General features: G+C 51.1%; 10 protein-coding genes and 1 tRNA gene. 7 read left to right on the top strand and 4 right to left on the bottom strand.

Features of this window, described 5'->3' with window-relative positions; genetic code table 11:
* Positions 1-66: 66 nt before the first annotated feature.
* The 6 genes from ACYU87_RS14570 (at position 67) to ACYU87_RS14595 (ending at position 9,626) form a co-directional block, all read left to right on the top strand.
* A complete protein-coding gene (locus tag ACYU87_RS14570) occupies positions 67-3,153 on the top strand; it encodes a glycoside hydrolase family 3 N-terminal domain-containing protein (RefSeq protein ID WP_461134793.1) in 3,087 nt (1,028 codons plus the stop codon).
* Positions 3,154-3,430: 277 nt separating this feature from the next.
* Positions 3,431-7,123, top strand: a complete 3,693-nt coding sequence (locus ACYU87_RS14575) for an Ig-like domain-containing protein (protein WP_461134794.1) — start codon at positions 3,431-3,433, stop codon at positions 7,121-7,123.
* Positions 7,124-7,145: 22 nt separating this feature from the next.
* Positions 7,146-7,580 carry a nucleoside deaminase gene (locus ACYU87_RS14580; RefSeq protein ID WP_461134795.1) on the top strand — a complete coding sequence of 145 codons (435 nt, stop codon included), beginning with the start codon at positions 7,146-7,148 and terminating at the stop codon, positions 7,578-7,580.
* Between the two features lie 57 nt (positions 7,581-7,637).
* Positions 7,638-8,252 carry a superoxide dismutase gene (locus ACYU87_RS14585; RefSeq protein ID WP_461134796.1) on the top strand — a complete coding sequence of 205 codons (615 nt, stop codon included), beginning with the start codon at positions 7,638-7,640 and terminating at the stop codon, positions 8,250-8,252.
* 112 nt (positions 8,253-8,364) lie between these two features.
* Positions 8,365-8,440, top strand: a tRNA-His gene (locus ACYU87_RS14590).
* A 307-nt stretch (positions 8,441-8,747) separates the two neighbouring features.
* Entirely contained in the window at positions 8,748-9,626 is an 879-nt protein-coding gene (locus ACYU87_RS14595) for a MerR family transcriptional regulator (protein WP_461134797.1), read from the top strand.
* 31 nt (positions 9,627-9,657) lie between these two features.
* Here ACYU87_RS14595 and ACYU87_RS14600 read toward each other — a convergent pair whose 3' ends face one another.
* The gene (locus tag ACYU87_RS14600; protein ID WP_461134798.1) at positions 9,658-10,623 is read right to left on the bottom strand and encodes a YheT family hydrolase; all 966 of its coding nucleotides are present in this window, start codon (positions 10,621-10,623) and stop codon (positions 9,658-9,660) included.
* 52 nt (positions 10,624-10,675) lie between these two features.
* Here ACYU87_RS14600 and ACYU87_RS14605 point away from each other — a divergent pair, with 52 nt between their 5' ends.
* On the top strand, positions 10,676-11,119 hold the full coding sequence (locus ACYU87_RS14605; RefSeq protein WP_461134799.1) for a hypothetical protein: 444 nt from the start codon (positions 10,676-10,678) through the stop codon (positions 11,117-11,119).
* Between the two features lie 7 nt (positions 11,120-11,126).
* On the opposite strand, the gene ACYU87_RS14610 is transcribed toward ACYU87_RS14605, so the two are convergent.
* The 3 genes from ACYU87_RS14610 to ACYU87_RS14620 form a co-directional block, all read right to left on the bottom strand.
* Positions 11,127-11,894 carry a glycosyltransferase family 2 protein gene (locus ACYU87_RS14610; RefSeq protein ID WP_461134800.1) on the bottom strand — a complete coding sequence of 256 codons (768 nt, stop codon included), beginning with the start codon at positions 11,892-11,894 and terminating at the stop codon, positions 11,127-11,129.
* Between the two features lie 29 nt (positions 11,895-11,923).
* Entirely contained in the window at positions 11,924-12,898 is a 975-nt protein-coding gene (locus ACYU87_RS14615; protein WP_461134801.1) for an aldo/keto reductase, read from the bottom strand.
* Between the two features lie 127 nt (positions 12,899-13,025).
* Positions 13,026-13,814, bottom strand: a complete 789-nt coding sequence (locus ACYU87_RS14620; RefSeq protein WP_461134802.1) for a TauD/TfdA family dioxygenase — start codon at positions 13,812-13,814, stop codon at positions 13,026-13,028.
* Between the last annotated feature and the right edge of the window lie 65 nt (positions 13,815-13,879).

A 13,879-nucleotide genomic window follows, 5' to 3' on the forward strand; every position in this document is an offset into this window, starting at 1 on the left:
TTATTTTTATGGTCTGTCCAAAAAACTACCGTCAACTGACAACTGCTTTTTCTTTATTGAGTGTCCATGCGGAATATCGTTGTACGACCTATTTTACTTATTGTCCTTTTGTTCGTCAGCCTGTTAACCGCTTCCGGTTTAACAAAACCTGGTCGTAACTTCTGGGCAAAACTTGCTCGGACAACAGCCATCAGAGCAGCTGCCAAACGGACGGCGGCCGCCCACGCCAGTCGGATAGCCATCGTCCCCTATAAATTTGGTCCGGCTGCCAGACCGGTGGAGGTATTCGCTATGACTGATAGTAGCGAGCACTGGGTGGACAGCGTTTTTCATACGTTAACGCCCGAACAGAAAGTTGGCCAGTTCTTTATGGTGGCCACGTTCTCCAACCGCCACGACAATCATTACCAATACATTGACCACCTCATTCAGACGAATCATATCGGTGGATTGATCTTCTTTCAGGGTGGTCCCTACCGGCAGGCGGTTCTGACCAATCGCTACCAGGCGGCTTCGAAAGTACCGCTGTTAATTGGTATCGACGGCGAATGGGGGCTCGGCATGCGCCTGGATAGCACAATGGAATTCCCCAAGCAAATGTCACTTGGTGCTATTCGGGATAACGAAGTTATTTACCGCATGGGCGCTGAAATTGGCCGTCAATGCCAGCGCCTGGGGATTCACATCAATTTTGCTCCTGTATCAGACATCAACAGTAATCCGGCGAATCCGGTCATTGGCGTGCGATCGTTCGGCGAATCCAAAGAGAATGTAGCGCTGAAAGCGTCGGCCTACATGCGGGGTTTACAGGGTACACATGTGATTGCTACCGCCAAACATTTTCCCGGCCATGGCGATACCAACGCGGATTCTCACCATACGTTGCCAACCGTCAGTCGATCGTCGGAGCAGATGCGGGAAATTGATCTGTACCCATTCCGGAAACTGATTGCCGATAGCCTGATGGGTGTTGTCACGGGCCACCTGCACGTACCCGTTATGGATAACACGCCTGCTTTGGCCGCCACTCTATCCGAAAAAATCGTTACTGAACTTCTCAAAAAAGAACTGGGTTTCCGTGGACTGGTCTTTACCGATGCGCTGAACATGGGCGGAATCAGCCGGTCGCCCAAGGCAGTAGACGTTAACTTACGGGCGCTCATGGCTGGAAACGACATTCTCCTGTATCCTGAAAACGTGCGGGAAGCGACAATCAACATCCTGAACGCGGTACAGCAGGGAGTCATTACGCAGGAACTGATCGACGAAAAGGTCAAAAAGATCCTGCGGGCAAAATACTGGGCAGGGCTGGCCCACTACAAACCCATTAATCTGGGTGGCCTGTCGACAGATCTTAACTCGCCCGAAGCAAAACTGCTCAAACAGGAACTTTGCGAGCAATCAGTAACGGTAGCCGATAACAAGAATAGCCTGCTGCCCTTCAAGCACCTGGATACTCTGCGTCTGGCATCGGTAGCCATTGGAGCCGAACCAGGTAATGTTTTTCAGAAAACACTGAATCAATACGCTCCTTTTCAAACACTTGCCTATCCCGAAAAACCTGTTTCCGAAGCCGATCTGACCAATATTCTGGCGCAGGTTAGCGATGCGAACACGGTTGTGGTCAGTTTTCACCGAATGAGCGAGTCGGCACAACGGAAATACGGCATTACCAAACCATCGCTCGACTTGATTACCCGACTAAAACAGCGGGGGGCAAAAGTAGTGGTAACCGCCTTCGGCTCGCCGTACAGTCTTCAGCAGTTTACCGGAGCCGATGCGCTGGTTTGTGCGTACCAGGAGCTTGACGACATGCAACGCGTAGTTCCCCAGGTCCTGTTTGGTGGTTTGGGTTCGCAGGGTATGTTGCCAATCTCGATCGGCGATATGAAAGTAGGGATGGGCTTAACCTTAAGTCCCGAAGGACGGCTCTCGGTTGGGTCGCCGGAAAGTGTAGGGATGAAGTCGACCGTACTGAACCAGATAGATGCCATTGCGCAGGGAGCGGTGAAAAATCATGTCGTGCCCGGCTGCGAAATTCTGGTTGCCCGCAAGGGTAAAATTGTATACAGTAAAAACTTCGGCGCGTTGACCTACGCCCCAAATGCCGAAAAAGTAACGGACGAAACTCTGTATGATCTGGCATCACTAACGAAAGTGCTGGCCACTTTACAGTCCGTGATGGTGTTGTACGACCGGAAGCAACTTGACCTCACGCAGAAAGCCTCGTTTTACCTCCCCGAACTTCGGAACACAAACAAGCAAAACATTACCCTTCAGGATTTACTTTGGCATCAATCGGGTATGGTTTCGTTCTACCCGACTACCTGGGATCGTACCCGGTTGCCCGGCGGAGGCCTGAAAGCCGAGTATTACTCTTCGGTACACGACAGTTTGCATACACTCCAGATCGCACCAACACTCTGGGGTGTTCCGGCGTTACGGGATTCCGTCTGGAAATGGGTAGTCCAATCGCCGATGTCGAAGAAAAATGATGAAGCAGGCAGGCCCGCTTTCGTTTATAGCGACCTCAATTTTCTAACCTTACAGAAGATCGTTGAGCGAGTTAGCAAGCAGCCTCTGGACAAGTTCGTTACGGACAATGTGTACAAGCCGTTAGGGCTGCACCAGCTTGGTTTCACACCTTTACAGCGGATCAATAACCCAAAGTGCGCGCCAACGGAACAGGATACGTATTACCGCAATCAGCTCCTGGTAGGCACGGTTCATGATCAGATGGCGGCCGTGCAGGGAGGCATTTCCGGTCATGCCGGGTTGTTCGGGAATGCACACGATATTGCCACGCTGCTGCAAATGAATCTCCAGAAAGGCATGTACGGCGACGAGCGGATTCTTCAGCCAATGACGGTACCCTATTTTACGCAAACGCTCAGCAACCGCAGCCACCGGGCGCTCGGCTGGGACAAACCAAATCCGGAAAGTGCCAGCAGTGTTTACATGGCGCAACAGGTATCACCCCGTTCATTTGGGCATACGGGTTTTACCGGCAACGTTGTTTGGGTTGACCCCGATCAGGAGTTGATTTTTGTTTTTCTTTCCAATCGTATTTATCCAACGGCCGGCAACAATTCCATCAACACGACAAAACTCCGTCGGCGTATTCACGAAGTCATTTATTCGGCCATCCAGTAAGTATACAGCGGTCCGAAGCCATTTAAAGTCATCTGCTTTTAGTATAATCCTGTATGATGCCACTTCTATGCAGAAGTGGCATTTTTATTGCTACACTGCCTAATTAGTTAAACATAACGACCATCTGGTACACTGTAATTTATATATACTAGTCAGCGTACATTAATTAAGCATTTTTACAGCGAATACAGGCGGTCGCAGCCACACCAGCCGACTACTGCATATCGTTTATAAATGCGCTAACTTTAGGTTTTCAACCGCTTTTTCCTCCTACTTTATGAAGGGACGTATTGTTTACTCCTGCTTACTTCTCTGGCTTTCCTTGGTTGGCTTAAGCACCCATAGCTTTTCTCAGACAATTTCCGGTGTTTCGTTTTCTCCGGCGGCTGTTTGTTCAGGTACGGGTCTGACTGTCTCCTTCTCCACCAGCACGTCCTTTGCTACAGGGAATGTATTTACCGCCTATTTGTCGGATGTAGCTGGCACGTCATACCCAACCGCCATCGGGAGCGTTACCAGCCGAACGGCAGCGGCTATTAACGCAATCATTCCGGCATCAGCCACTAGCGGTTCAGCGTATAGAATTCAGGTGAGATCATCGACCGGTTTACCAGCCAACGCGGGAGCATCGTCAGCATCAACCCTCACAATCACCACCAGACCCGCTGCGCCAACTGTAGCCTCATTAATCACGTACTGCGAGAATGATGTAGCCTCTGTGTTGACGGCAATGGGATCGTCGGGGGGTACACTGAACTGGTACGCAGCCAACCAAACCAGTGGAACCACCTCAACGCAGGCGCCCAGGCCCAACACAGCCCCCGCGGCCATTGGAAATACCATTTACAACGTCAGCCAGACCATTAACGGCTGCGAAAGTGCGCTGGCCGCCATTACGGTAACGGTAAAAAGCAAACCCAGTGCCCCCACCGTAAAAACTCCCTTGATATACTGTCAGGGAGCAGCAACAGAGCCATTGAGCGCAACACCCACCGGCTCGAACACGCTCCTGTGGTGGGGCACGTCGGCATCGGGGGGAAGTTCAACCACAACAGCCATCGTTCCTAATAATCAGACCAGTGCCACGTATTACGTTAGCCAGATTGATAATGACGGCTGCCAAAGCCTAACCCGATCTCCTATTTCCGTTACCATCGTTGGAGCGCCAGGCGAACCTACAGTTCAGGGTCCGCCTGCCGTTTGTGCCGGTTCGCCGGTTGGCTCCCTGACCGCCACGGCAACGTCATCTGATTATGAGTTGCGCTGGTGGGGCACGTCGGCATCAGGAGGAAGCTCGACCACAACAGCGCCCACGGTAAGCAATACCCAATCAGCCACGTACTATGTCAGTCAGGTGGCTAAAGTAGGCGGGTGTTCCAGTCCCAGAAAGGGAATAACGGTCACCATTAATAGCCTCCCATCTACGCCAACGGTTTCGAGTTCGCCCGTTATTTACTGCCAGAGTAAGGCATCTAGCCCGTTGCAGGCGAGTGCCACTGGTAGCGCTACGCTGAACTGGTACGGTACACTCGACAAAGGGGGTAGCCCCAGCACCCAGGCCCCATCGCCACCAACCGACCAACTTAAAACAAGCACCTATTACGTAAGCCAATCAGTTAATGGTTGCGAAAGTGCTCGTGCGGCTATCACCGTTACTGTGAATGCCGTTCCAGCAGCCCCTACAGCTACGCCCCCCGCAGCGTATTGCGAAGGTGTAACAGCACAGCCCTTATCGGCTAGTGGTCAAAATCTCAGATGGTATGGCACCAATGAAACGAGTGGTTCAGGGTCTGGTAACGCTACTGTGCCTAGTACATCGGCCACTGCAATTGGCAGTACAGTATATTACGTATCGCAACTAGTAAACGGCTGTGAAAGCGACCGAACGGCCATACCGGTGCAAGTGAAAGATACACCAAACGCGCCCACGACATCGGCCATTGAGTTTTGCCAGGGAACCAGTGCACCAGCCTTGACGGCCACATTGGTAGCCAATGCAACGATCAATTGGTATGGTACAAGTTCATCGGGTGGTCCCGCATCGACAACAGCCCCGGTAGCTTCCAACGCCAACGCCGGTACCACCGTTTACTACGTCAGTCAGACGGTGGCCGGTTGTGAAAGCCCCCGCGCGACACTCAATGTTCGGGTTAAAGCTATACCCGGCGCTCCAGGCACAAATTCGGTCAGCTTCTGTAACAAAAGCCAGACCCAACCGCTAAGCGCTTCCGGTTCGGGCCTGAAATGGTATGATTCGTCGGATAACCTCCTGAACGGAGGAGCACCGACGCCCAATTCAGATGCTGTGGGAAATCAGACCTACAAAGTATCGCAAACGGTAGAAAGTTGCGAGGGCCCGAAAGCAACGGTTACCGTTACCATCAAACCCCTCCCCGACAAGCCCGGCGTATCCAGTCCAACTTATTGCCAGGCCCAGCAGGATCAGCCTTCGCAGAACATCACCTCATTGGCAGCCAACGTCACTGGATCAGACTTCAGATGGTACAACTCAGCAGGCGCGTCGCTTTCGGGAGCTCCGATTCCCTCTACCACACAAGCAGGTGTACAGAAATATTTAGTGAGCCAGGTAGTTAATGGGTGCGAAGGCGATAAAGCTGAAATCCAGGCAACCATTCTCACACCATCGGCGCCGGCTACGCCGAAGTCACTCGTTACCTATTGCATCAATGACAAAGCCGTGCCTTTAGAAGCGGTGGGCGAAACAGGAAGCCAGCTACGCTGGGTCGACCCGTATGGCAACGTAACGTCAAACGCCCCTACCCCATCGACGCTGAATACGAATGTCCAGCTTCAGGGCGATCCGTTCTACGTTTACCAGATTGCCTCCTACGGCTGCTACAGCGCCCGGTCAACGATTCGTGTTGTCGTGAACACAACGCCAACGCTGTCTTTATTTACCCAAACAACCACCGTCAACCTGGGTCTGCACGTTCCCTTGCAATTGAAGTTTACCGGATCAGGGCCTTATAGTTACAGCCTGACTAGCGGTTATTCCGGTACAGCACGAAGCGATACAACCATTTCGGTATTGCCGCGCGGCAACACATCGTACCAGGTAACGTCTGTTGTTAACGGCTGTGGAACAGGCTTACCCGGAAATCCGGCAACCATCGTGGTTCGCGTGCCGACCGTATCGACCAGCAGCTTAACCACCACAACCTTATGCGCGGGTACGTCACTTTCGGTTCCGTTTACCTCAACGGGTGAATTTAATTCAGGCAATGCGTTCAGAATTGAGCTGGTTAGCGTGGCCGATACAACAAAAAAATACGCGGCTTCGACAAGCACAGCCAGCTCGCCGGTTATCAGTTCACTGCCAATAACGTTACCGGGAGGCCAGTACTATGTTCGCGTAAAGGCAGATAATCCGGAAATAGGCATCACGGGCAGTAACAGCCCTACCCTCCTGACAATTCGCTCTTTACCAACAGCGACCCTCACCGGTACGCAGAACATTTACGAAGGTGTACCGGCGAATCTGACGCTTACCTTTGGCGGGGATGGCCCCTGGACGACGACGTACGCTGACAGCCTCCGCAGCTATTCCCTTACGGCTTCCACGAGCCCCTACGTTGTAGAAGCCCGCCCTTCCCGCACAACCACGTATCGCCTGACCAGTGTTCGCAACAGCTGCGGAACGGGCGCTCTTTCCGGTACAGCCGTCATTTCGGTGTTACCGCTATTGGGCGTTGATGACAACTCGCTCGATCCATTGATCAAAGCGTATCCGGTACCTACCGAAACAATCCTGATTGTTGAGTTAAACTTACCCCTGACGCGTGACCCGGCTATTGTTACGTTAACCGATTTGAGCGGCACCCCTGTTTTGAAACAGACTACCCGGAACCAGCGAAATGAACTAAACCTTGGTTCGCAGCCGAGCGGCCTGTATCTCATGCGCATCCAGGTTGGCGATCGGCAAACGGTTCGAAAAATAATGAAGCAATAAACGTTAGCCGATACAGACCCTCATGCCCGACGAGTATTTCATGGAGATGGCACTGATCCTGGCCGAAGAAGCTGCCGACAGTGGAGAAATTCCGGTTGGTGCCCTCGTTGTTTGCCGAAATCGAATTATTGCCAAAGCCCGCAATCAGACAGAGCAGCTAACGGACGTAACGGCGCATGCCGAATTAATGGCGATTACTTCAGCGACGCAGTATCTGGGTAGTAAATACCTTCCGGACTGCACCATGTACGTTACTCTGGAGCCCTGCGTCATGTGTGCAGGTGCTCTTTTCTGGGCGCAGCTTGGTCGTCTGGTTATCGGGGCCAGTGATCCCAAACGCGGCTATAGCCGATTTGGCTCATCCCTGCTTCACCCCAAAACCCGGCTCGAAACGGGAGTCCTTGCTGAAGAGAGTCAGGCTTTGCTGGTGAAGTTTTTTAATCGCTTAAGAACATAATTCACTGTAGTGTTGTTAAATCAACCGAATAATCTTCCATCTAACTGATTAGTAAAAATGGCTTTTGTACTAGACCCACTGCCTTATCCGAGCGATTCGCTCGAACCAAATATCGATAAACAGACCATGGAAATTCACCACGACAAGCACCACAATGCTTACGTGACGAATTTGAATAACGCCATTGCCGGTACCGAAATGGAGAATAAATCCATTGAAGACCTGTTGGTCAATGTGAGCAGCGCACCCGTTGCCGTTCGCAACAACGGCGGTGGTCACTATAACCACACATTGTTCTGGAATACGATTTCGGGTAATGGCGGTGGTCAGCCAACGGGTACACTGGCCGACGCTATCATGCAGAAATTCGGTTCGTTCGATGCGTTTAAAGAAGAATTTACGAAAGCAGCCACCACCCGTTTCGGGTCAGGCTGGGCCTGGTTAATCGTAACCCCCGAAGGTGAGTTGGCCGTTACCTCGTCGCCAAACCAGGATAACCCGCTCATGGACGTTGCCGATAAAAAGGGTTTCCCAATTATTGGTCTTGATGTATGGGAGCATGCATACTACCTGAAGTACCAGAACCGCCGGCCCGATTACATTGCCGCTTACTTTAACGTAGTGGACTGGAACGCAGCCGAAAAACGGTACCAGCAGGGCAAACAAGCCTAACGAATAGATAGGGATGGGTTATAAATGATGATTTTGTTGCTTAATTTGGCAAAAAACTTGTCGTTTATAACCCATAATCCACAAATCATTATTACTTTTGCACTCCTAAAACGGTGATTGTAGCTCAGTTGGTTAGAGCGCCGGATTGTGGTTCCGGAGGTCGCGGGTTCGAGCCCCGTCTTTCACCCTTCAGTAAAAAGGCCTTGATAACTCAAGGCCTTTTTTGTTTTCCGTTGAGCCATAGCAGCTATCAAAGCAACCCTCCTATTCTATTTTCTAGTTTACTGCGCGTAAAATGAGAGGCTCACCCCACATTAATTTTATTCGCTATTAACAGCTATATTTTGTTTAAACGTTTCAGAATTAAGTTAAACAAAAGAAATTTTTTCGTAATTTAGTACCTGTAATTTATAGAACATTATCATAGCCATTCAGCGCCTGAAATCGAGGGTATAAGCCAATGGCCTGAGAAAAGGCCCCTGTATTTTTCAATTCATGAGTACATACTCAATCAGAGATTTAGAACAACTTTCAGGTATCAAAGCGCATACGTTGCGCATATGGGAGCAACGCTATGCCATTCTCTCGCCTGACCGGACAGATACAAATATCCGCACCTACGGTGACGATGACCTTAAGCGGGTACTCAATATTTCTTTGCTGAAAGATCACGGCTACAAGATTTCCGAAATCGCCAAGCTTTCGTCGGAAGCCCTGAATCACGAAGTTGTCAAGATTTCAGAAAAACAGCTGAATTACCCGGACCAGATTCATGCTCTCACTATTTCAATGCTGGATCTGAGCGAAGAGCGGTTCGAGAAAATTATCAGTACCAACATTGCGCAGTTTGGCTTTGAGAACACGATGGTCAATATCATTTACCCGTTTCTCAGCCGCATCGGTACCCTCTGGGTAACGGGCTCCATTGGACCAGCGCAGGAACATTTTATTACGAACCTGATTCGTCAGAAAATTATTGTCGCCATCAACGGGCTAACGGGCACGCCCGCTGAATCGGGTAAAAAGTACATGCTGTTTTTACCCGAAGGCGAGTTTCATGAAATCAGCCTCCTGTTTGCCCATTACATCATTCGCTCCCGGTCCAACAAAGTAATTTATCTGGGGCAAAACCTACCGTTGAAGGAATTGGCTTTTGCTCACCAGATGCACCAGCCCGACTGCATCTTTACCGTACTGACATCCGTGCCGGCCAACCATGAAGTGCAGCCTTTCGTTAACCGAATGGCAAGTACCTTCCCGAATTCGCAGATACTCATGACGGGCTACCAGGTAGTTGGTCAGGATATAACTACCCCCGACAACACGGGCATCATCAATCAGATTAATGAGTTGATGCACATTTCGGCGAATTGACAAGTAGGTTCATTGAAACGGAAACCGTTCCCTACGCTATCGATTGGGCAAACGAGAGGGCCCGTCGTTCGGCGTAGGTGTGTGCATCCCGGATCATCTGAAAGCCAACGTGACCACCCGTTCTGGGAGTCTCCAGAAACAGGTGGGCATGTGATTCGGCAAGCCAGGCGGGTGAGCACTCCGGCGATAGCAATGGATCGTTCTGTGCGTTCAGCAACAACGTTGGTACGGTAATGCCGGGCATGAAATGAACGGCCGACGCCTGCGTGTAGAAATCAGTAGCGTCGCGGTAATTATTGACGGGTGCCGAGAAGAAATCGTCAAAATCCCGCCACTGCCTTACGTCTTTCAGGCGGCTCATGTCCAGCCGTCCTGGAAACAGGGTTGCTTTCTGACTGATTTTAACGACCAGCTTGCGCATGAATCGATTTCGATAGAAGCGGTTCGATGGCTGATCAAGTAGTTTCGCACTGGCGCCAAGGTCGGTTGGCGCCGATATAGCGATGCCCCCTCTGATAACGGCAGGCAGTTGGGAACCCTGCACGCCAAGGTATTTCAGGGTGATATTGCCCCCCATGCTGTAACCGACCAGCACGACTTCGCTGTACCGCTTTCGCTGAAGCGCATGGGCAATTACTTCACCCAGGTCACCTATTTCGCCGTGGTTATACAGCCGAAAGGCCTTGTTCATTTCTCCACTGCACGAACGGCAGTTCCAGGCCAGCACATCGTAATTATGCTCGGCAAACAATTTGGCCGTTCCCCGAATGTACTGCCGGTTGCTGTCTCCTTCCAGACCGTGGGTTAAAATGACCAGTCGCTCTTTCCCGTTTTCTAGCCAGTCTAAGTCGACAAAATCACCATCCTGCAAAACCAGCCGTTCGCGCTGGTATACAACGCCCTGTACCTTGCGCACCAGGCTGGGGATGACGGTTTGCAGGTGACCGTTGTACTGGTAAGTGGGTGGGCCAGGATAAGCAGACGGAATAAGTGGCATATTGCTAAACAAGGGATACTTTTACAACGTTGTTCCACAACACACCAACGCAATGCAGTTCGCAAAATACCTCTCTGTCATCATAGCCAGTACCATTAAATTTGCCGCTGGCCCCTTATCGGGCGCAGCACTCGGCCTGACCTGGATCGAAACAGCCATCTGCACAACGGTGGGTATGATGATCACAGTTATCGTGATTACCTATGCAGGCGCAGCCATACAAGCCCTAGTCAAACGGTTCAGGCCGGCTCCCGCCAAACGGTTTACCAGACGGACACGAATGGCTGTTCGAATCTGGAAGCGCTTTGGCATGACAGGCATCGCGTTTCTGACCCCTCTGCTTTTAACGCCCATTGGCGGCACAATACTGGCCGTTTCGTTTGGGGTTAACCGGGGGCGAGTGCTATTCTTCATGCTGATGAGCGCTATTCCCTGGGCAGTTGTTCAAACGCTGTTTTTCTATCTGATTCCCGGTCTGAAAGGATCAGTCGGGTAGCGTGTGCTTACCGACTGACCGTCTGCGGAACGGAAGCCGTTTTTTTGCGGAAATCGCCCTGCGAGAAATACTTCTCGATCAGGCAGTACATCAGAATAAAGAAATAACGACTTCCCATTTCTTTAATTTTCAGCTTCGACTCGCCGTATTTCCGATTGGTCCAGCTGTTGGGCACTACAGCGTACGAATAGCCACGAACAATTGCCTTTAGCGGAAGCTCGACCGTTAGGTTAAAGTGGGGTGCCAGAAACGGCTTTACCCCCTCAATCGTTTCGCGTTTGTACAGTTTAAAGGCGTTGGTCGTGTCGTTGTACTTGATGCCCATCACCATACGGACGATAAAATTCGCGATCCGATTGATGAATTTCTTCAGGGCCGGGTAATCGATCACTTTTCCACCTTTTTCCCAACGGGAGCCAAAAACGGCATCCACATCGGAGTCCAGCATTTTGTTGTAGAACCGCACCAAGTCTTCCGGATCATCAGAAAGATCGGCCATGAACACCGCCACGCAATCACCCGAAAACCGTTCCAGGCCGTACCGTACAGCATAGCCGAATCCGTTAGGTCCGGGATTTGTGTAATAAACGAGCGTTGGAATTTCGGTAGCCGCCAGGCGTTCGAGCACAGCCAGCGTACCATCTTTCGAATTATCGTTCGTCACACATATTTCGTGCGGAATCCCGTGCTCGGCCAAGGTCTGGTAAAGGATACGGAGTGTTGGCGGCAACGACTCTTCCTCATTGTATGCTGGTATGACGACGCTTAATTTCATAGACAAAAATAGAAAGAACTACGTCAAAATCAGCTTTTTGGTTTCCAGTGATCAGCAACATCGGGAACAGCCAACTGGATACGAGCCAATAAATCAGTCGGTAAAGGGCCCAGCTTTTCGGCCTGGCGGTTGGCTAAAACCTGTTTTTCGTTACGCATACCAGGAATAACGACGCCAACAGCCTCGTTCGACAAACTAAATCGCAGAGCCGACGTTGCCAGTCCCCCCGGCTGCTCGTCCAGAAAAGCTAGTTTACGGGCCGATTCCAACAGCCAGTTACGGTCGCGTTCGGGCAGGTAATGCCGATACTGATCCGTCGGAAAACTGGGGTCTTGGGTAAGGTAAGCAGGGTTCAGAAAACCCGATGCCAACGGAACCCGGCCAATAAACAGGTAGTCGCCCGCAGTGGGCGCATTGAATAGCAACTCTTCAGCCCGGCGGTCCAGCGCATTGTAAATTACTTCCAGTGCTGTACCAAAGCCTGCTTCCAGTACGCGCCGGGCCCCATACACCGAACGTGAGCTAACCCCGTAGGCCCGAATCTTGCCGGCTTTTTTCAACTTCTCGAACGGTGTTGAATCGTAGGTAGCCCAGTCAAACGCATCCGGCGGACTGTGCAACAGCAGCAGATCGATCGTATCGACTCCCAAGCGGTCCAGACTGGCCTCAACGGCTTCGGTCAGGTAGTCTGCACTGTAATCCTGTATCGGCTGGCCGTCCGGCAACTGACGATTCCCGAATTTAGTGCAAATGATTTTAGCTGAGTCGGGCTTTTGTGCAAAGGCTTCCTGCAAAATCAGTTCAGATTGGCCCCGACCGTAACTGTCGGCTGTATCGAAGAAGTTGATCCCCTGCTCCAACGCGCGGTGCACGGCCCGAATGGCATCCGCCTTGTTAACTTCACCCCAACCGGTTGGGTTGCCGTTTACAACGTTTGCCCCCCCAAATTGCCAGGTACCAAAACCCAGACGAGATGTTAACTGCTCTTTTATGGCTACACTCATAGTAAAAAAGCAGTCTGGTACTGGTCGAATCAGTCAACATAGTCACCTAATTCAACCAGCACCAGACTGCGTATGCAGGAACACGCCCAACTACCTCAGGGGTAATTTGGCTACTTTCCCGGTATGATTAATAAACGGCGTCAGCAGCCGGTGTAATAATGATTTTCCCTTTGATGAGGCTCCGTTGACCCGGAAATTCGGCAAAGAAAGCGTTGCGACCGTGTAGCACGCGATCATCGTGGAAGAATACGGCTTCGCCTTTCTTCAGCTGTACGGGTAGAATGATGCCCGCGTTCATGATCCGGCTTTCGAGGAACTGGTGAAAACGCTCGCATAGATCTAGCACCTCCGCCGAGTTCTCTTCGCGCGACAGACAGAAGTAGTTCCAGTTGGCCAGATAGCCTTCGCCATCCTTATCAATGATCTTCCGCACTTTCCGGGCGCCCCCTTTGGCGTGAACCACATCCGTACTCATCAATTCTTCCAGCAACGCTTCCTCACCATCCAGTTTCATGCACTCTACCAGATTGGGCAAGTCGAAGAACGTAGTCGCACCACCAACTTTGGCGTTCGAGGCACAATAGAAGAAGTTCACTGCTTCTTCGCCACCCAGTTCAACATACGAGTCATCCGTATGCAGGGGCTGGCGCGTATTGCTTGACCGATAACGATCAGGAATCTGTGGATCGTACGTGATATCAATCCAGCGATTTCCGGTCATTTTACCCGTAGCCAGGTCTTCATCGGCAGCGTGAATCCGGCCAACCGTTTCTGATAGCTTGCTGTAAAAATCGTGGACGGGCAGGTCTTCGCGGAAATCGGACAGGAAAACCAATTTATTGTTTTGAACGGCTTCTTTTACGTTCTGGATCGTTTCTTCCGGCGTTGTATAGGCAACTTGCTGAAAAAAATTCATAGCCTCTTCGGTTTCGTTATTTAGTTCACAAAATAGGGAAAGTGAAACAGTTACCCAAAAAGGTG

It is taken from the genome of Spirosoma lituiforme (assembly GCF_054776635.1).

Coding starts and splice junctions, on each gene's coding strand:
- ACYU87_RS14570 (WP_461134793.1), top strand. CDS start 67: ATGCGGAATATCGTTGTACGACCTATTTTACTTATTGTCCTTTTGTTC.
- ACYU87_RS14575 (WP_461134794.1), top strand. CDS start 3,431: ATGAAGGGACGTATTGTTTACTCCTGCTTACTTCTCTGGCTTTCCTTG.
- ACYU87_RS14580 (WP_461134795.1), top strand. CDS start 7,146: ATGCCCGACGAGTATTTCATGGAGATGGCACTGATCCTGGCCGAAGAA.
- ACYU87_RS14585 (WP_461134796.1), top strand. CDS start 7,638: ATGGCTTTTGTACTAGACCCACTGCCTTATCCGAGCGATTCGCTCGAA.
- ACYU87_RS14595 (WP_461134797.1), top strand. CDS start 8,748: ATGAGTACATACTCAATCAGAGATTTAGAACAACTTTCAGGTATCAAA.
- ACYU87_RS14600 (WP_461134798.1), bottom strand. CDS start 10,623: ATGCCACTTATTCCGTCTGCTTATCCTGGCCCACCCACTTACCAGTAC.
- ACYU87_RS14605 (WP_461134799.1), top strand. CDS start 10,676: ATGCAGTTCGCAAAATACCTCTCTGTCATCATAGCCAGTACCATTAAA.
- ACYU87_RS14610 (WP_461134800.1), bottom strand. CDS start 11,894: ATGAAATTAAGCGTCGTCATACCAGCATACAATGAGGAAGAGTCGTTG.
- ACYU87_RS14615 (WP_461134801.1), bottom strand. CDS start 12,898: ATGAGTGTAGCCATAAAAGAGCAGTTAACATCTCGTCTGGGTTTTGGT.
- ACYU87_RS14620 (WP_461134802.1), bottom strand. CDS start 13,814: ATGAATTTTTTTCAGCAAGTTGCCTATACAACGCCGGAAGAAACGATC.